We start from the raw sequence: 18,604 nt of genomic DNA on the forward strand, positions 1-18,604 counted from the left end.
GCACCGGCCACCCGAACACCGGCCACCCGAACACCGGCCCTCCCAGCAAGGGCCACCCGAACACCGGGCACCCGAACAGCAGGCCCCCGAACAGCAGGTGCCCGAACACCGGGTGCCCGGCCCGCAGCCTCCGCCGCAGCCGCCGTCCGCCACCGGACCTCCGCCCCCCGTGCAGCCTTCACCCGGTGGACGGGCTCCCCTCGGCGAACAGGCCGCTTCGCCGGGCGAGGACGGGCTTTCGGTGGACGGGCAGGTGCCGGCCAGCGAGCGGCCGGCGGGAAGCGGGCAGGTGCCGGCGGGCGGGCGGCACGAGGAGGGGAGGCGCTAGATGGACCACGGGCTCGTCAAACGCCTCCGCCAGGAGGTCGGGGACCGGCTGGCGCAGCAGCGCCGGCTGGACGCCGCGAACGGGCTGCCGCCCATGTCCGGGGAGGACGAGCGGCAGTTCGCCCGCGCGCTCATCGGCCAGGTCCTCGAAGAGTTCGCACGCGGCGAGATCACGTCCGGGCGCCGCCCGCCGAACGCCGAAGAGGAGGAGGCGCTCGCGGCCGGGGTGCACGCGGCGCTGTTCGGGGTGGGCCGGCTCCAGCCGCTGCTGGAGGACCCCGAGATCGAGAACATCGACGTCAACGGCTGCGACCGCGTGTTCATCGGCTACGCCGACGGGCGCGAGGTGATGGGCGAGCCGGTCGCCGAGAGCGACGAGGAGCTGGTCGAGCTGATCCAGATCCTCGCCGCCTACAGCGGGCTGTCGTCGCGCCCGTTCGACACCGCGAACCCGCAGCTCGACCTGCGGCTGCCGGACGGGTCGCGGCTGTCGGCCGTGATGGACGTGACGGTCCGGCCGGCGCTGTCGATCCGGCGGGCCCGGCTCGGCAAGGTCTTCCTGGCCGACCTCGTCGGGAACGGCACGTTCACCCAGGAGATCGGGCACTTCCTCCGCGCCGCCGTGCAGGCCCGCAAGAACATCATGATCGCCGGGGCGACGAACGCGGGGAAGACGACAATGCTGCGCGCCATCGCGAACGAGATCCCGGCGGACGAGCGGCTCATCACCGTCGAGCGCGCCCTCGAACTCGGCCTGGACGCGTTCCCCGAGCTGCACCCCAACTGCATCGCGTTCGAGCAGCGGCTGCCGAACTCCGAGGGGCAGGGCGCGATCACGATGGCGGAGCTGGTCCGCCGGTCGCTGCGGATGAACCCGTCCCGCGTGATCGTCGGCGAGGTGCTCGGCGACGAGATCGTCACGATGCTGAACGCGATGACGCAGGGCAACGACGGGTCGCTGTCGACGATCCACGCGAACTCGTCGGTGGAGGTCTTCAACCGCATCGCGACGTACGCGATCCAGTCGGACGAGCGGCTGCCGGTCGAGGCGACCCACATGCTGATCGCGGGCGCGATCGACTTCGTCGTGTTCATCCAGAAGCGCAACGAGTACGCGTCCGGGGGGCGGCTGCGGCGCTACGTCGCCAGCGTCCGGGAGGTCACCGGAGTGGACGGGCGGGTCATGTCGTCGGAGGTGTTCGCGCTCGGTCCCGGCGGGTTCGCGGTGCCGGCCGCCCCGATCGCGTGCGCCGCCGAACTCGCCGACCACGGCTACGACCCGTCCGCGGGCGCCTGGTGAACGGGGCCCTGATGAACGGGGGACCGGTGGAGAGGGGAGGGCGCTGATGTACGCGCCGGACGTGCTCCTCGCGATCGCCGCGGGCGCGGTCGCGGGGGGCGGGCTGCTTCTCCTCCTGGTCGCGCTGCGCGGGCTGCCGCCGCGGTCCAAGCCGGTGCGGGGCCGCAGCCGCGAGGAGCTGGTCAGGACGTTCACGACCCGCACCGCCGTGGCCGTCATCGTCGGCGTCCTCGTGCTGGTCGTGACGCGCTGGCCGATCGCCGCCGCCGGGACCGGCGCGCTCGTGCTCACCTGGAACGGCCTGGCGGGCGGCGCCGCCGAGGAACGCAAGGGGATGGCGCGGCTGGAGGCCCTCGCCGGCTGGACGGAGTCGCTGCGCGACACCATCGCGGGCGCCGTCGGCCTCGAACAGGCGATCCCCGCGTCGCAGCGCGCCGCCGCGCCCGCCCTGCAGCAGCCGCTCCGGGGCCTGGTCGACCGGCTGCACACCCGCGTGCCGATGCCGGAGGCGCTGCGCCGCTTCGCCGACGACCTGGACGACCCGTCCGCCGACCTGGTGATCGCCGCGCTGATCCTGAACGCCAAGCTCCGTGGGCCCGGCCTGCGCGACATGCTCAGCGCGCTCGCGAACTCCGCCCGCGCCGAGCTGGACATGCGGCGGCGCGTGGAGGCCGACCGGCGCTCCACCCGGCGCAGCGTCCGGATCGTCGTCGCCGTCTCCGTCGGGACGGCCCTCGCCCTCGCGGTGTTCAACCACTCCTACGTCGAGCCGTACGACGACCTCCTCGGCCAGCTCGTCCTGTGCGTCGTCGTCGCGCTGTACGGGGCTGCGTTCCTGTGGCTGCGCCGGCTGGCGAAGTACGAGCTGCCGGGACGGTTCCTCAGCGAGCCGCGCAAGACGGCCCAGCCCGGCGTGCCCGGCGAGGTGCCGAGCACCGTGGCGGGCTGGCAGGGCGACGGGCCCGGCGCGGACGGCCCGCAGGAGCTTCCGCTGCGCGGACGGCACACCATGGACGCGGGAGGGGGTGGCGCCCCGTGAACGGCGCGTTGTCCACCATGGACGCGGGAGGGGGTGGCGCCCCGTGAACGGCGCGTTGTCCACCATGGACGCGGGAGGGGGTGGCGCCCCGTGAACGGCGCGATGATCGCGGGGGCCGTCGTCGGCTTCGGCCTGTACGTCCTCGTCCGGGCGCTGTTCCCGCCGCGGCCCGGCCTCGCCGCCCGGATGGCCGCGCTCGACGCCGCCCGCCGCCGCGACCTCGAAGAGCAGCAGGCCGGGCGGATGTCTCCGACGCTGGAACGGGTCGGCGGGCTGCGCGCCAGGCTCGGGCGGGAGCTGGCGCGGTTCTGCGAGTCGCGCGGCTGGAGGCTGCGCTCGGTCCGCGCCGACCTCGCGATCACGGAGCGGTCGCTGGAGGCGTTCCTGGCGACCAAGTTCCTGCTCCCCGCCGCCGCGCTGCTGTTCATCCCGCTGATCGCCGCGTACTTCGCGCTGCTCGGGCTCGGCTCGTCCGTCGCCGTCCCGGTGTGGATCTGCATCCTGTTCGCCGCCGTGTTCTTCTTCTTCCCCGACATGCAGCTGCGCCAGGAGGCGCAGGCCCGCAGGACGGACTTCCGGCACGTCGTCGGCGCGTTCCTCGACCTGGTCTCGATGAACCTCGCCGGCGGACGCGGCGTGCCGGAGGCGCTGATGACCGCCTCGAACGTCGGCGAGGGATGGGCCATGCACCGCATCCGCGACGCGCTGTCCAACGCGCGCATCACCGGGCAGACGCCCTGGCAGTCGCTCGGCCGGCTCGGCGAGGAACTCGACATCGCCGAGCTGCGCGACCTCGCCGGGGCGCTCGCCCTCGTCGCCGACGACGGCGCGCAGGTCCGCAAGTCCCTGTCCGCCCGCGCCGCGTCGATGCGCAGCCGCGAGCTGTCGGAGCTGGAGGGCAAGGCGGGCGAGCGCTCCCAGTCGATGCTCGTCGCGCAGCTGTTCCTGTGCGCCGGGTTCCTGGTCTTCCTGGCCTACCCGGCCCTGATGCGGGTGCTCGCCTCATGAGGCCCGGCGCCGCCCGCGACAGGGTCCCCGTCCCCACCGCAAACGCCCTGACGTCCCACTGGAGGAACCGCGATGAGCCCGCACAACCCGCTGAACGATCCGAACGTCGTCTACCTGCGCGCCGTGATCGGCGCCCGGCTCGCGAAGCTCCGCGAGGACGGGGAACGCGACCGTGGCGCGTCCGCGATCGAATGGGCGATCATCACCGCGATCCTGGCGCTCCTCGCGATCACGATCGGCGCCGTCATCACGAAGAAGGTCACCGACAAGGCCAACACGATCAACACCGGCTGACCCGGCGCCCGCGGCCGAGGTCGGACGCGGGGGTGTCGTCGATGGAGTGGGCGCTGCTCACGCCCGTCCTCATCCTCCTGATGCTCGTCGTCGTGCAGTTCACGATGGTGTTCCACGCCCGCCACGTCGCGCTCGCGGCGGCGCAGTCGGGCGCCCGCGTCGCGCGGACCGCGCCCGTCGGAGGCGGCTGGGAGGGCGAGGCGACCGCGAAGGCCACCCGGGACGTCCGCGAGATCGGCCCGGAACTGCTGAGCGACCTCACCGTCCGGGCGGGGGAGTCCGGCGACCAGCGGTGGGTCGAGGTCAGCGGGCACGCGGTGACCGTCGTCCCGTTCATGAAGTTCCGCGTGTCGCAGCGGTCCCAGGGACCGATCGAATGCTTCCGGCCCGACGTCGGCGAGGGCCTCGCCTGCGAACCGGGAGGCGGGTGATGAGAGCCCTCGACCGCGGATCGATGTCGCTGGAGATGGTGCTGGTCACGCCGCTGTTCGTGGCGTTCCTGCTGTTCCTCGCCGGCGCCGGCCGGATGGTGGACGCCAAGGGCCAGGTGGACGGCGCGGCCCGGGACGCGGTGCGCGCGGCGTCCATCGCCCGCAGCGCCCCGTCCGCGCAGCGGCTCGCCGCCGACACCGCCGCGGCCGGCCTCACCGGCACCGAGTGGTGCTCGGGCGGGCCCATCGTGCGGACCGACGTGTCCGACTGGCGGCCCGGCGGCCGCGTCGGCGTGACGATCACCTGCGACGTCGACCTCGGCGACCTGTCGTTCATCGGCCTGCCCGGCACCAAGCGCCTCCAGGGCGACGCGATCGCCCCCATCGACACCTTCACCTACCGCGGGACGGACGCGGGCGGCGCCGAAGACCCCGGAGGCGCCCCATGACCAGGTTCCGCGCCATGGCCGCGGGCGGGGACCGGGGCACGATCGCGCTGTACACGGTGCTGTTCACCCCCATCGTCCTCCTGCTGGCCGGGCTGCTCGTCGACGGCGGCCTCGCCATCCACGCGAGGCAGCGCGCGGCGGACATGGCCGAGCAGGCCGCCCGCGCCGGCGCGAACCAGATCGACACCGACGCGCTCCGGGAGACCGGCGAGCCCGTCCTGGACCCGGGCCGGGCACGCGCGGCCGCCTGCGGCCTGCTCGCCGACTACCGCGAGCAGGTCACCGCGTCCCAGTGCGACGCCGACGAGGAGGGGGTGGCGGTCACCGTCCAGATCAGCGTCCGGCCGCAGATCCTCGGGATCATCCCGGGCCTCGGCGAGTTCCAGATGACCTCGGGCGCGACCGCCCGGCCCGTCACCGGAGGAATCGGCCCGTGAACCCCAGGCGAAACCGGCTTACGATGTCTGCGACGTCCGGGGACCGGAGAACGGCAGGGGCGCGATGGTGATGCGGCAAGGGCAGAGAACCCCAGTCCAGGTGAGCAGGCGCCGCAGCGCCGGCGACGTGCTGGCCGGGATCGGCGCGATCCTGGCACTGACCGCGCTGATGGTCGGCGTCCCCGTCGCGCTGCTCGCGCTCTTCGGCTCGCCGCTGCCGGACGAGGTGCCGTCCCTGTCCGACCTCACGCGGCGGATCGGGCCCGACTCGCTCGTCGGCATCCTCGTCGCGCTCGTGTGGCTCGCCTGGATCCAGCTCGCGGTGTGCGTGGTCGTCGAGGTGTACGCGGGGATCCGCGGCGTCGGCGTCCCCGCGCGGGTGCCGCTCGGCGGCGGGACGCAGTCGCTGGTGCACCGGCTCGTCGTGGCCGCGCTGCTGCTGTTCACCGCGACCACCGCGATCATGCCGGCGTTCTCGGGCGGCGGGCTGTCGCAGCGGCCGCCGGCGCAGACGCAGTCGCTGGAGTTCCAGCCGGTGTCGGCGACCACGCCGGAGCGCCCGGCCGTCGCCGACCGGGCCGGCGACGGCGACCGCGTCGCGGAACCGCTGGCCGAGGGCGCCACCACCAAGATCTACCGCGTTCAGCCGCCGGAGGGACGCCACCACGAGAGCCTGTGGGAGATCGCCGAGAAGTGCCTGGGCGAGGGACGCCGCTACAAGGAGATCTTCGCCCTCAACAAGGGCCACGTCCAGCCGGACGGGACGCGGCTGACGATCGCCAGCCTGATCCGGCCGGGCTGGGTCCTGGAGATGCCGGCGGACGCCAAGGGCGCGAAGGTCATCCCCGCCAAGGACCTCGACGAGTACTACCGCTACGGCCACCCCGTCCCGGACAAGCCAGAGCGGCCGGACAAGCCCGAGAGGCCTGAACAGGAGCAGCCGCAGCAGCCCGCGCCGCCCACATCGGCCCCGGATCCGAGACCCGAGCAGCCCGCCCCGCCGACGGCCCCCTCGCAGCCGCCCGCGTCGCAGGCCCCGCCGGCCGGGACGCAGCCGCCGGCGTCACAGCCTCCGCCCTCGCAGCCGCCCGCGTCGCAGGCCCCGCCCACCGCGTCGCAGCCGCCGGTGTCGCAGGCCCCGCCGACCGCGCCGCAACCCTCGCAGAAGCCGGAGCCCGCGCAGCCGCCCGTGCACGGCGGCGGCCCGTCCGGGGAGATCAGCGGCGCGGCGGTGCCCGGAAAGGGCGCGGACCAGCAGGAGGAGACGGGCGCGCCGTTCGGCCTGGGCTGGCCGCACGGCCTCGCCGCCGCCTCGCTGCTCGCCGCCGGGCTGCTCACCGTGCTCGCCAGGCGCCGCCGCGTCCAGCTGTGGCACCGCGCGTCCGGGAAGATGATCGTCCGGCCGGAGGGGCGGGCCGCGCAGGCGGAGCGGGCGCTGCGCCTCGGCTCCGACGACGAGTCCGCCCGGCTGCTCGACCTGGGGCTGCGGCACCTGTCGAAGTCGATGGCGGCGGGCGGCCGCGCCCTGCCGACCGTGTACGGAGTCCACCTCGGCCACCCACCGGGCGACGTGGAACGGGACGGGCAGGCGGAGGGCAGCCTCGACCTGTGGATCGCGCCCGCCGACCGGAACCCGCCCGCGCCGTGGCAGGCGTTCGACGACGGCCAGGTGTGGCGGCTGCACAGCGACGCGCTGGCCGCGCTGGAGGCCGCCGACCTCGGCGACGTCCTCGCCCCGTACCCGGGCCTGGTGTCGATCGGGACGAACGAGAACGGCCGGATCCTCGTCGACCTGGAGGCCGCGCACGGGCTCATCGCGCTGCGCGGCCCCGACTCCACCCGCCGCGCGGCGCTGTCGGCGATCGCGATGGAGCTGGCGACGAACCGCTGGTCCGACCACATGCGGATCACGCTCGTCGGGTTCGACGGGGAACTGGGCGAGGGCCTGTCGGAGATCGCGCCGGACCGGGTCCGGTCCGTGCCGACGCTCGCGGACGCGCTGCCCGAGCTGGAGGGACGCAGCGAGGAGGTCCGGCAGGCGCTCGCCGCGTCCGGCGTCGACTCGGTGCTCACCGGACGCTGCCGCGGCGTGTTCGGCGAGGCGTGGATGCCGCACTACCTGATCATGGCCGACCAGCCGTCGGAGCGGGAGGCGGACCGCCTCGTCGCGCTCGCCCGCACCGGGACCCGGATGGCCGCCGGCTACCTCGTCCCCGGCGACGTGCAGGGCGCCACCTGGACGTGGGAGCTCGACGAGTCCGGGCGCCTCCACGCCGGGGTGCTCGGCTTCGACGTCGACGCGCAGCTCGTCCCCGACGACGACTACCGCGGCGTGTTCGCGCTGTTCCGTACCGCGGAGCGGCTCGACTCCGTGGAGCTTCCCGGCCTCGCCGGCGGGCCGGAGCCGCCGACCGCGCAGGAGTCGTCGGTCGACATCCGGCTGCTCGGCCCGATCGAGGTCGAGGCGCCGGGGCCGATGGACGACGGCCGCCGCGCGCTCTGCACCGAGCTGCTGGTGTACCTGGCGGCGCATCCGGAGGGCGTCCACCCGACGGTGCTGTCCGGCGCGATCTGGCCGCGCGGGGCGAGCGCCGGCGTCCGCGACGCCTGCGTGGCGCGCGTGTCGGACTGGCTCGGCCGGGACGCGCGGGGCCGCCCGAACCTGTACACCGACGAGCGCGGCCGGCTCAGGCTCGGCTCGGAGGTGCGGGTCGACCTCAACGTGTTCCGCTGGCTGGTGTGGCGGTCGGCGGCCGAGCCCGCGTCCGAGACGGCCTACATGGCGTACGCGCTGGACCTCGTCCGCGGCCCCGTCCTCGCCGACCGCCCGCGCGGCCGCTACACGTGGCTCGCCGACCACGACCTGCCGTACGAGGCGTCCGCGCGGGTCATCGACGTCGCGCACCGGCTCGTGGTGCTGCGGCTGGACGAGGGCGACGCGCGCGGCGCGGTGAGCGCGGCGCGTGCCGGGCTGCGGCTCGCGCCCGAGGACGAGGGCCTGTGGCGGGACCTGCTCCGCGCGACCCACGCCACCGGCGACGTCGCGCAGGTCCAGGTCGTCGTCGACGAGTTGCGCGGCCGCATCGGCCGCGACCCGCTGCTCGACCAGCTCCAGCCCGAGACGGAGGCGCTGATGGAGGAACTCATCCCCGACTGGCACCGCGTCGGCATGCGCTAGGCGGTCGACGCCGAGATCGCTTCGTTGACTCGCGGCATGTTGCCCTCATCGGCGCATCCGTAAGGGCAACACGCCGCGACTCAACGCATCCGGTGCGTCAGCGGTAGAGGCCGGTGCCGCCCAGCGAGTAGCGGCCCGGCTGCGGGTGCACGCACAGCCCCGCCGGACGCCCCCCGACCCGGACCTTCCGCACGACCCGTCCCGTCCGGGTGGACACGGCGTAGACGAGGCCGCGCGGGTCGGCGAGCCACAGCGCCGTCCCGTCCGACGACACCCCGCCGGGGACCGGTGAGCCGCCGCCCGGCAGCGGCCAGCGGGACGTGGCCCTGCGGGTCCCGAACTCGACGGCGGTGAGGGTGCCGCCGCCCACCACGAACAGGCGCCGCGCGCCCCGGCTGATCGACAGGCCGCGCGCTCCCGGCGCGGTGCGGACGAACCCGTGCACGGCGAACCGCTCGGCGTCCACGAGCCACACCCCGCCCTTGACGGAGTCGGCGACGTAGAAAAGGGACCCGTCGGGTGACAGCCGCAGATCCCCGGGACGTGCCCCCTCCGGCAGCCGGATCGTCCCGGAGACGCGGCCGCTCGCGAGGTCCACGCGGGCGAGCGCGCCGGCGGACGAGCAGGTCGCCACCAGCGACGACCCGTCCAGCGTGAAGTCGGCGTGCCCGGCCGCGCACGGCATCGGAACCGACGCCCTCCGCCGCATCGTCTCCGGGTCGCGGACGTCGACGCGGCGTGGCCGCCGGGCCAGGAGCAGCGCGCTCCCCCCGTCCGGCGTGAAGTAGAGCCGGGTGGCGCCGGCGACCTTCACGGGCCGGCCGCGCTCGCCGCCGCGCGGCCCGACCGGGACGAGTCTGCCGTGCTCGCGGTCCGTCGCCCACAGCCGCCGCAGGTCCCAGGACGGCACGACCCCCGAGACCGCCGCCCCGGTCCGCAGGCGGCCGACGACCCGGAGCGTGTCCGGGTCGATGACGTCGATGGCCCGCCCGTTCGCGACGTACAGCCGCGCCGGGACCCCCCGCGCGTTGGGCGCGATCATCCCGGGCCCGGTCGCGGCGTAGACGTGCCCGCCGGCCGGAGCCAGCGGCACCTCGCCGCCCTCACCCCCGCCGGGCGGCTCGGACGCGTCGCCGCGGGGACGCGCGCTCAGGTACGGCGCCGGCCCGCCGAGCCCGACGACGGGGCCGTCCGGGGCCCCCTCCCCGGGCCGGTAGAACGGCACGGGCGACTCGCATCCGACCAGGACGACGCAGGTCAGCGCCGTGGCCGCGGCGACCGGAAGCGCGGCGGCCCGTGATCTTCCTCCTCGACGTCCCATGCACGGTCTCCCCTTTACACGGCGGGGACCCTACCGAGAAACGACTCCCAGTGTCCGCTCAATCGCGAAACGTGTTCATTGACGGAGGTGGGAACACGAGCGATGGTGTCCGGGTTGTGGCGGCGAAGGCTCTGGTGCTACTTGTAGGTGACATGGGAACTCTGTGATTCGTGCGTTCGACACCGTCCGCCTGCGTTGAGCGATGCTCCGCGGCCGGGCGGCTCGCCGTGTTCCGTCACGCACCGTCAACGCACGTTCTCTGAGTTTCCAGGAGTCTGCCTTGCGCACCGCGCATCCATCTTCGAAGTCCCAGTTCGTCCTTTCTGAGGTCACCAAGCGCTACGGCGACCACGTCGTCCTCGACAGGACCTCCGTCTCGATCCGGCCCGGTGAGAAGGTCGGGGTGATCGGGGAGAACGGCTCGGGCAAGTCCACGCTGCTGCGGCTCATCGCCGGGACGGAGACGCCCGGCAACGGCGCCGTCACCGTCGTCGCGCCCGGCGGCACCGGATACCTGCCCCAGACGCTCGACCTGCCGCCGGCCGCGACCGTCCAGGACGCGATCGACCTGGCGCTGGCCGATCTGCGGGACCTGCGGGCGCGGATGGCCCGCGCCGAGGCCGCGCTCGGCACCGCCACGCCCGCCGAGATCGCCGAGTACGGCGAACTCGTCGAGCGGTTCGAGGCGCGCGGCGGCTACGAGGCCGACACCCGCGTCGAGGTCGCGCGTCGGGCGCTCGGCGTGCCGGACCTCGCCCGCGACCGGGCCCTCGGCACCCTGTCCGGCGGCGAGAGGTCGCGGCTGACGCTCGCCGCGACGCTGGCCGCGTCCCCCGAACTGCTCCTGCTGGACGAACCCACCAACGACCTCGACGACGAGGCCGCACACTGGCTGGAGGAGCATCTGCGCCGCCACCGCGGCACCGTCGTGGCGGTCACGCACGACCGCGCGTTCCTCAACCGGGTGACCTCGGCGGTCATCGAGGTCGACCATGACGCCCGCACGGTCCGCCGCTACGGCAACGGCTACGCCGGTTACCTGGCCGCCAAGGCCGCCGCCCGGCAGCGGCACCGGCACGAGTACGAGGCGTGGCGCGAGGACGTCCGCCGGCACGAGGCGCTCGCCGACACCAACATCGACCGGCTGTCGGCGATCCCGCGCAAGGCCCCGAGCGCGTTCAGCGGCGCGGGCGCGTTCCGGGCGAGGTCGCGCTCGCACGGCGCGATGAGCCGGATCCGGGCCGCGCGGCAGCGCCTCCGGGAGCTCCAAGACGATCCGGTCCCGGTGCCGCCCGAGCCGCTCCGGTTCGCGGCGCGCCCGTCCACCTCGGGCGCCGGGGCCACGCGGGGGGACGGGCCGGTGGCCGAACTCACCGGCGTCCACGTCCCGGGCCGCCTGCACGTGGAGTCGCTGCGGATCGACGCGGGCCGGAGGGTCCTCGTCACCGGGCCGAACGGCGCCGGCAAGACGACGCTCCTGCGGGTGCTGGCCGGCGAGCTGGCCCCGGCGGCGGGCAGCGTCCGGCGCCCGCCGCGGGTCGGGTACCTGCGGCAGGACGGAGGCGCGGCCACCGGCGACGAGCGGTCGCTGCTGCGCGCGTTCGGTGAGGGCCGCCCCGGTGAGCCCGAAGAGCACGCGGACGCGCTGCTGTCGCTGGGGCTCTTCAAGGCCGGGGACCTGCTCAAGAGCGTCCGGGCACTGTCGGCCGGGCAGCGCCGCAGGCTGGATCTGGCCCACCTCGTCTCCGGGCAGGCGGACCTGGTCCTGCTGGACGAGCCCACCAACCACCTCTCACCGCTCCTGGTGGACGAACTGGAGGAGGCCCTCGCCGGCTACACGGGTGCGCTCGTGATCGTGACGCATGACCGCCGGATGCGCGCGTCCTTCGAGGGCCGCCGTCTCGAACTGAGGGACGGCGCCGCCCGGGAACCGGTGGCGGCGTGACGGACCCCGGCCAGGGCGTGCGCGAGGCACGGCCGGGCGCGCCCCCGAGGCACGCCCGAGGCGCGGGCGATGGTCAGTCGGTGGCGCGGGAGAACCTCAGCCGGAGGCGCGGGAGAACGTCAGTCGGACTTGCCGATGCCGATGCCGAACTCGCGGTAGACGCGCTCCCAGAAGCCGTCCCGCAGCCAGGTGCGGGCCTCCTGGTAGGGGCGCAGGGAGCCGCCGAGCTCCTTCTCCGCCTCGATCAGCAGCTCCTTGTCGATGACGGGCGGCAGGATCGGGCCCGGGAGCAGGTCGCGGATGTTGTCCCGGCCCCGCTCGAAGATCCACTTCTGGGCCACGTGCTCGCCTATCTCCAGCATGTGGTCGCGGTCGGGGCCGAGCTTGCCGTCGGTCGCGGCGGTGGAGTTCATCGACGCGGCCACCGTCGCGGGCGTCACGCCGCCGGGGACGGGGACCCCGGCGCGAGCGGCCGCGGGCGACGGCTTGACCGCCGGGGCGCGTCCGGCGAACACCTGCGACGGCGACGGGACGGGGCTCGTGCGCTGCGCGGCGTCCGCGGCCTCCCGGACGGCGGCGGCGGTGCCGGGCGCGGGCACCGGCAGCACCTTGGCCTTGGTGAAGTAGGGGCGCAGGAAGTCGGCGGGAAGCACCTCGACCGTGTCGGACTCCCACACCAGCCACTCGGCCTGGTTCGAGCCGTGCGTGGGCTCGACCCCCCACAGGTGGACGCGGATGCCGTAGCGCTGTGCCGCCTCGACGGCGGGCAGCATGTCCTCGTCGCCGGCCAGCAGCACCGCGTCGGTGATCGCGCGGTGCCGGGCGAGGGCCTCCAGGTCGGCGCGGAGCTGGGCGTCCACGCCTTTCTGCTGGCCCTGCGCGTTCAGGTTCCCGAGCCGCAGCTTCACCAGCGGCAGGTTCGCGATGACGCGCTGGTCGACCGTCGGCTGCTTCTTCGGCGCGGCGTCGAACCAGTACACCCGGAGCAGCTCGCCCAGCAGCTTCTCGTCGGCATGGCTGGTCAACGCCTTGATCAGCTTCTCGGCGGCGACCCGGTACTCCCGCCTGGACCCGCAACTGAGCAGCAGGGCACCGGAGGCCGCGTATAGGTACCCCGCGTCGACGAAGACGGCGTATCGCGCGGGCTGTGGAACGAACTCCGAGGTGGCCATGGCCTTCCACCTTATTCGTGCCGGGCGTCCGCTGGGCGTGAACCACCGTTACACATCGTTGGGCGATCGGGACGGACGCCCGGCGGCGGGGGTCAGCGCGGCAGGCCGCTGGCCCGCCACGCGCCCGCGCCGCGCGGCCTCAGCTCACCCGCGAACGTGCTGCGCACGAGCCTGGAGCGGTCCGCCCAGCGCGATGGCCTGGCGGGACCCCCGCCGTCCCGGGCGGCGGCGGCCGCCTGGGCGCGGGCGGTCAGCACGGCGACGAGCGCCGCGATCTCCTCCGGGCCCGGATCGCCGCGGACGATCTGGAGGAAGGGCTTGCTGTCAGCGGTCACGGATACTCCTGACCTCCTGGGAGAGTCGGGTCAGAGTGGGATGTTCCCATGCTTCTTGGGCGGTAGCGTCTGGCGCTTCTCCCGCAGCGTCCGCAGCGCCCGCACGACCTGCCCGCGCGTCTCCGACGGCTTGATCACGTTGTCGACGTAGCCGCGCTCGGCCGCGACGTAGGGGTTGGCGAGCGTGTCCTCGTAGTCGGTGATCAGCTCGGCGCGGCGGGCGTCCGGGTCGTCCGCGGCGGCCAGGTCGCGCCGGTACAGGATGTTGACCGCGCCCTGCGCGCCCATCACCGCGATCTGCGCGGTCGGCCACGCCAGGTTGATGTCGGCGCCGAGGTGCTTGGACCCCATGACGTCGTAGGCGCCGCCGTACGCCTTGCGCGTGATGATCGTCACGAGCGGGACGGTCGCCTCGGCGTAGGCGTACAGCAGCTTCGCGCCGCGCCGGATGATCCCGTTCCACTCCTGGTCGGTGCCGGGCAGGAAGCCGGGGACGTCCACGAACGTCAGCACCGGCACGTTGAACGCGTCACAGGTCCGCACGAACCGGGCGGCCTTCTCCGACGCGTCGATGTCGAGCGTCCCGGCGAGCTGCATCGGCTGGTTGGCGACGACGCCGACCGAGTGGCCCTCGACACGCCCGAACCCGGTGACGATGTTCGGCGCGTAGAGCTCCTGCACCTCCAGGAACTCGCCGTCGTCCAGCACGTGCTCGATGACGGTCTTCATGTCGTACGGCTGGTTCGGCGAGTCGGGGACGAGTGTGTCGAGCTCCTCGACGAGGTCCGCCGGGTCGACGGGGACGTCGTACGCCGGCGCGTCGGCCAGGTTGTTGGACGGCAGGTACGACAGCAGCGCCTTGACGTACTCGACCGCGTCGTCCTCGTCCGACCCCTGGTAGTGGGCGACGCCGGACTTGGAGTTGTGCGAGTGCGCGCCGCCCAGCTCCTCCATCGTCACCTCCTCGCCGGTGACCGTCTTGATCACGTCCGGCCCGGTGATGAACATGTGGGACGTCTGGTCGACCATGACGACGAAGTCGGTGATCGCCGGGGAGTACACGGCGCCGCCCGCGCACGGCCCCATGACCAGCGAGATCTGCGGGATCACCCCGGACGCGTGCACGTTGCGCCGGAAGATCTCGGCGTACAGGCCGAGCGCGACCACGCCCTCCTGGATCCGCGCGCCGCCGGAGTCGTTGATGCCGATCACCGGGCAGCCGGTCTTGATCGCGTGGTCCATGACCTTGCAGATCTTCTCGCCGAAGACCTCGCCGAGGGAGCCGCCGGACACCGTGAAGTCCTGGCTGAACACGGCGACCGGCCGTCCGTCCACCGTGCCGTGGCCGGTGACGACGCCGTCGCCGTAGGGACGGTTCTTCTCCATCCCGAAGTTCGTGGAGCGGTGCCGCGCCATCTCGTCGAACTCGACGAACGAGCCGGGGTCGAGCAGCGCGTCGATCCGCTCCCGGGCCGTCATCTTGCCCTTGGCGTGCTGCTTCTCCACGGCACGCGCCGAGCCGGCGTTCACCGCCTCGTACCTGCGCCGCTCCAGGTCCGCGATCTTTCCCGCCGTCGTGTGGATGTCGTATTCCACCGGGGGTTCAGGGGCTTCCGTCGCCATGCGGGCCAGAGTAACCGGCCGCTGATACCGCTCCGGCGGCCGGGGTGCCCGCTCTCACCGGGACGAACGCCGTGCCCGGCGTCTCGTTACGCTGGGGCGGGTGGCTACGAAGACGCGTGAGACTTTCCGGCAGGACCTGCCCGAACCGCTCCGCCGCGACGTGCGGCTGCTCGGCGCGATGCTCGGCGACGGCCTCGTGGAATACGGCGGCCAGGGGCTCCTGGACGACGTCGAACGGCTCCGCCACGCGGTGATCGCGGCCCGCCGCGGCGAGACGCCCGGCGCGGAGGTCGCCGCCATCGTCGACGGCTGGACGCTGGAACGCGCCGAGCAGGTCGCCCGCGCGTTCACCGTGTACTTCCACCTGACGAACCTCGCGGAGGAGCACCACCGCATCCGGACGCTGCGCGAACGCGACACCGGCGACACCGTCCCCGGCTCGGTCGCGGCGACCGTCCAGCACGTCCACGACTCCGGCGGCGACCTCGGCGGGCTCATCGACGGCCTGGAGTTCCGCCCGGTGTTCACCGCCCACCCGACCGAGGCCCGCCGCCGCGCCGTCGTCACCGCCATCCAGCGGATCAGCGACCTGATGACCCGGCTGAACGACGGCCCCGGCGCGAGCGAGCGCGAGGAGATCGAGCGGAGCCTCCGCGAGGAGATCGACCTGCTGTGGCGGACGTCGCTGCGCCGCGGCACCCAGCTTGACCCCCTCGACGAGGTCCGCACCGCGATGGCCGCGTTCGACGAGACGATCTTCCGCGTCGTCCCGCACATCTACCGGGCCCTCGACCACGCCCTCGAAGGCGAACGCACCGGCACGCGCCCGCCGGAGGCCCGCCCGTACCTGCGCTTCGGCAGCTGGATCGGCGGCGACCGCGACGGCAACCCCTACGTGACCGCGCAGGTCACCCGGGACGCCGTCACGATCCAGGCCGACCATATCCTGCGCGCCCTGGAGAACGCCTGCGCGCGGATCGGGCGGGAGCTGACCGTCCACGAGATCACCACGCCCGCCTCGGCCGAGCTCCGCGACGTCCTCGCCGCCGCCCGCACCGCGCATCCCAGGCTGATCGCCGAGGTCGCCAAGCGCTCGCCCGGCGAGCCGCACCGCCAGGTCCTCCTGCACGCCGCGGACCGCATCGCCGCGACCCGCGAACGCGACGCCGACCTCGCCTACGCCTCCCCGGACGAACTGCTCGCCGACCTGCGCACCGTCCAGGACTCCCTGGCCGCCGCGGGCGCCGCCCGGCAGGCGTACGGACGCGTCCAGCAGCTCATCTGGCAGGTCGAGACGTTCGGCTTCCACCTGGCCGAACTGGAGATCCGCCAGCACTCCGAACTCCACGAGAAGGCCCTCGCGGAGCTCCAGGGCGAGCGCTCGGAGATGACGGAGGAGATCCTCGAAACCCTCCGCGTCATCGCCTGGATCCAGGGCCGCTTCGGCGTCCGCGCCTGCCACCGCTACGTCGTCTCGTTCACCCGTTCCGCCGAGGACATCGCGAACGTCCACGAACTCGCCGCCTCACTCGGCGACGGGGCACCCACCCTGGACGTCATCCCCCTCTTCGAAACCGGCGAGGACCTCGAACGGGCCCCGGGCGTCCTCGACGGGATGCTGAGGATCCCCGCCGTCCGCCGCCGCCTGGACGACACCGGACGCCGCCTGGAGGTCATGCTCGGCTACTCCGACTCGGCCAAGCAGCTCGGCCCGACCACCGCGACGCTCCGCCTCTACGACACCCAGGAGGCCCTCACCGCCTGGGCGGCCCGCAACGACGTCAAGCTGACCCTGTTCCACGGGCGCGGCGGATCCCTCGGCCGCGGCGGCGGCCCCGCCAACCGGGCGATCCTCGCGCAGGCGCCGGGCTCGGTCGCGGGCCGCTTCAAGGTCACCGAGCAGGGCGAGGTCATCTTCGCCCGCTACGGCCAGCGCGAGATCGCGCGCCGCCACGTCGAGCAGGTCACCAGCGCCGTCCTCCTGGCCTCCACCGACGCCGTCCAGGACCGCGCCCGCCAGGCCGCCGCCCGCTTCCGCCCCCTCGCCGACAAGATCAGCGAGGCTGCGCAGGCGGCCTTCCGCGGCCTCATCGAAACCGAGGACTTCGCCGCCTGGTTCGCCCAGGTCAGCCCCCTGGAGGAGATCTCCGAACTCCGCATCGGCTCCCGCCCGGCCCGCCGCAAGGCCGCCCGCGGCCTGGAGGACCTGCGAGCCATCCCCTGGGTGTTCGCCTGGACGCAGACCCGCGTCAACCTCCCCGGCTGGTACGGCCTGGGCAGCGGCCTGGCCGCAGTCTCCGACGACGGCCGCGACCTCACGGAACTCCGCGACGCCTACGAGTCCTGGCCTTTGTTCAACACCCTCCTGGACAACGCCGAGATGAGCCTGGCCAAGTCCGACCGCGCGATCGCCGAACGCTACCTGGCCCTGGGCGACCGTCCCGAACTCTCCGAAACCGTCCTGGCCGAGTACGACCGCACCCACCGCCTGGTCCTGGCGGTAACGGACCACGACCGCCTCCTGGAGAACCGCAAGGTCCTCTCCAGAGCCGTAGAACTACGCAACCCCTACGTGGACGCCCTCTCCCACCTGCAACTACGAGCCCTGGCGGCCCTCCGCGCAGGCGTGGACAACGAAGAAGAACGCACCCACTTGGAGGAACTCCTCCTCCTGTCAGTGAACGGCGTAGCCGCCGGCCTCCAGAACACCGGCTGACCATGACCGAAAGCACACCGACCGGACGTCCGCGAGCCACCGACGACCTCAATGAGGACGAGGCCGCGCGGCGCCGCCGTGCCGACGAACTTCGGGCCGAAGCGGAAGCGCTGGCAGCCGACTCGGCCGACCGTGCCGATGCTGCAGCCGTCCTGAAGGACATGGAGAGCCTGCGTGCGTGGTGAGTCAAATGACGGCGCCCTGTCCTTCGACGAGCTTTGAGCGGTAGGTGACGCGCTGCTCACCCTGCTCGGCTTGAGTCGCTGATTCGCCTGGTCATCCTGCCAGTTCCTTGGCGGTCGGTCGGCCGGTCGATGGACGCCGACTACGCCGCGCTGATTGGCGTTGGCCACTACGCCCGTTCTAGGGGGAGCGGCAGGGAGACGGCGCGGCATCGCGGTCATTGGGGGGAGCGCGGTGCCGCGCCGTCTCGGAGAGACCCCCACCGTCCTGCGGGTGACGGCCTCCAGAAGACGACAGTGCGGCCGGGGGACGATCGGCTGCACCGCCGTCAGGTTCGGCTTTTTCTCAACAGACGGTCGGGGGTTGTGCCCGATACGGCGCTTTCGTCGTAATCTCGCTGATTCGGTCGGCCAGCCGGTACGGCGAGTTGGCACTGATCAGCGCGCGATCGGTGTTGAGGACCAGGTACGCCCACCACTGCTGCGTTGTTTCACCCCACCAGCACATCGCGTGCGGGAAGCCGCGATGCAGATCCGCCACGATGGCGCGGCGCATCGTCAGGGCCAACTCGTCGGCCGTGGTCGGGTCGCCGCTCGGCCGGGCGTCTGGAGACGGCGCGGCCGTGGCTGCCGGAAGGTTCACCGGCCGCGCCGTCTCCTCCCCCCTCACCGTCGCGCCGACCAGAGCCGACGCGGCCATGAGGGGAGAGGTCACCTCGGCGAGCATCGCGGTCCTACGCCGGGAGGTCATGTCCAGCTCCACGCACTGCGCGTGTGGTGCCTGGCCCTCTCCGCCTCCCTGGTCAGGGACTGGCGCAGCTCGGCGGCGTCGGAGCAGATGACGGTG

The 18,604-nt window shown here is 73.6% G+C and carries 16 protein-coding genes and 1 pseudogene; 12 read left to right on the plus strand and 5 right to left on the minus strand.

The annotated features are described in order from the left end of the window. The 9 genes and pseudogenes from E1285_RS46470 to E1285_RS05925 form a co-directional block, all read left to right on the plus strand. A pseudogene (locus E1285_RS46470) lies at positions 1-328 on the plus strand (hypothetical protein); the annotation flags it as partial. After that, positions 329-1,627 (plus strand): ATPase, T2SS/T4P/T4SS family, encoded by a 1,299-nt coding sequence (locus E1285_RS05890; RefSeq protein WP_132148866.1) that lies wholly within the window; start codon positions 329-331, stop codon positions 1,625-1,627. Between the two features lie 46 nt (positions 1,628-1,673). Beyond that, positions 1,674-2,666 carry a type II secretion system F family protein gene (locus tag E1285_RS05895; protein WP_132148868.1) on the plus strand — a complete coding sequence of 331 codons (993 nt, stop codon included), beginning with the start codon at positions 1,674-1,676 and terminating at the stop codon, positions 2,664-2,666. A 90-nt stretch (positions 2,667-2,756) separates the two neighbouring features. Continuing rightward, positions 2,757-3,674 carry a type II secretion system F family protein gene (locus tag E1285_RS05900; RefSeq protein WP_207946429.1) on the plus strand — a complete coding sequence of 306 codons (918 nt, stop codon included), beginning with the start codon at positions 2,757-2,759 and terminating at the stop codon, positions 3,672-3,674. 72 nt (positions 3,675-3,746) lie between these two features. After that, a complete protein-coding gene (locus E1285_RS05905; RefSeq protein ID WP_132148870.1) occupies positions 3,747-3,968 on the plus strand; it encodes a hypothetical protein in 222 nt (73 codons plus the stop codon). Positions 3,969-4,009: 41 nt separating this feature from the next. Further along, complete coding sequence (locus E1285_RS05910) at positions 4,010-4,399, plus strand: TadE/TadG family type IV pilus assembly protein (protein WP_243722588.1); 390 nt, start codon at positions 4,010-4,012, stop codon at positions 4,397-4,399. After that, positions 4,399-4,848 (plus strand): TadE family protein, encoded by a 450-nt coding sequence (locus tag E1285_RS05915; protein ID WP_243722590.1) that lies wholly within the window; start codon positions 4,399-4,401, stop codon positions 4,846-4,848. The genes E1285_RS05910 and E1285_RS05915 overlap by 1 nt, the downstream gene beginning before the upstream one ends. Then, the gene (locus tag E1285_RS05920) at positions 4,845-5,285 is read left to right on the plus strand and encodes a TadE family protein (protein ID WP_243722591.1); all 441 of its coding nucleotides are present in this window, start codon (positions 4,845-4,847) and stop codon (positions 5,283-5,285) included. The genes E1285_RS05915 and E1285_RS05920 overlap by 4 nt, the downstream gene beginning before the upstream one ends. Positions 5,286-5,385: 100 nt before the next feature. After that, positions 5,386-8,463, plus strand: coding sequence for a BTAD domain-containing putative transcriptional regulator (locus E1285_RS05925; protein ID WP_243722592.1), 3,078 nt, complete (start codon positions 5,386-5,388; stop codon positions 8,461-8,463). 97 nt (positions 8,464-8,560) lie between these two features. Here E1285_RS05925 and E1285_RS05930 read toward each other — a convergent pair whose 3' ends face one another. Then, complete coding sequence (locus E1285_RS05930) at positions 8,561-9,784, minus strand: YncE family protein (protein WP_132148876.1); 1,224 nt, start codon at positions 9,782-9,784, stop codon at positions 8,561-8,563. A gap of 280 nt (positions 9,785-10,064) precedes the next feature. Here E1285_RS05930 and abc-f point away from each other — a divergent pair, with 280 nt between their 5' ends. After that, positions 10,065-11,729, plus strand: a complete 1,665-nt coding sequence (gene abc-f / locus E1285_RS05935) for a ribosomal protection-like ABC-F family protein (RefSeq protein WP_132148878.1) — start codon at positions 10,065-10,067, stop codon at positions 11,727-11,729. A gap of 119 nt (positions 11,730-11,848) precedes the next feature. Here the strand turns inward: abc-f and E1285_RS05940 are convergent, their stop codons facing one another. The 3 genes from E1285_RS05940 to E1285_RS05950 all read right to left on the minus strand — a co-directional run bounded on the left by E1285_RS05940 (position 11,849) and on the right by E1285_RS05950 (position 14,859). Next, on the minus strand, positions 11,849-12,901 hold the full coding sequence (locus E1285_RS05940) for an NYN domain-containing protein (RefSeq protein ID WP_132148880.1): 1,053 nt from the start codon (positions 12,899-12,901) through the stop codon (positions 11,849-11,851). A gap of 92 nt (positions 12,902-12,993) precedes the next feature. Further along, positions 12,994-13,236, minus strand: coding sequence for an acyl-CoA carboxylase subunit epsilon (locus tag E1285_RS05945; RefSeq protein WP_132148882.1), 243 nt, complete (start codon positions 13,234-13,236; stop codon positions 12,994-12,996). Between the two features lie 30 nt (positions 13,237-13,266). Then, positions 13,267-14,859 (minus strand): acyl-CoA carboxylase subunit beta, encoded by a 1,593-nt coding sequence (locus E1285_RS05950; RefSeq protein ID WP_132148884.1) that lies wholly within the window; start codon positions 14,857-14,859, stop codon positions 13,267-13,269. Between the two features lie 100 nt (positions 14,860-14,959). Here E1285_RS05950 and E1285_RS05955 point away from each other — a divergent pair, with 100 nt between their 5' ends. Next, on the plus strand, positions 14,960-17,575 hold the full coding sequence (locus E1285_RS05955; protein WP_132148886.1) for a phosphoenolpyruvate carboxylase: 2,616 nt from the start codon (positions 14,960-14,962) through the stop codon (positions 17,573-17,575). Positions 17,576-17,577: 2 nt separating this feature from the next. Beyond that, positions 17,578-17,760, plus strand: coding sequence for a hypothetical protein (locus E1285_RS05960; RefSeq protein ID WP_132148888.1), 183 nt, complete (start codon positions 17,578-17,580; stop codon positions 17,758-17,760). A gap of 343 nt (positions 17,761-18,103) precedes the next feature. Here the strand turns inward: E1285_RS05960 and E1285_RS05965 are convergent, their stop codons facing one another. After that, positions 18,104-18,484, minus strand: coding sequence for a hypothetical protein (locus E1285_RS05965; RefSeq protein WP_132148890.1), 381 nt, complete (start codon positions 18,482-18,484; stop codon positions 18,104-18,106). Positions 18,485-18,604 lie beyond the last annotated feature (120 nt).

Origin of the sequence: Actinomadura sp. 7K507, assembly GCF_004348425.1 — a bacterium.
GTDB lineage: Bacteria > Actinomycetota > Actinomycetes > Streptosporangiales > Streptosporangiaceae > Spirillospora.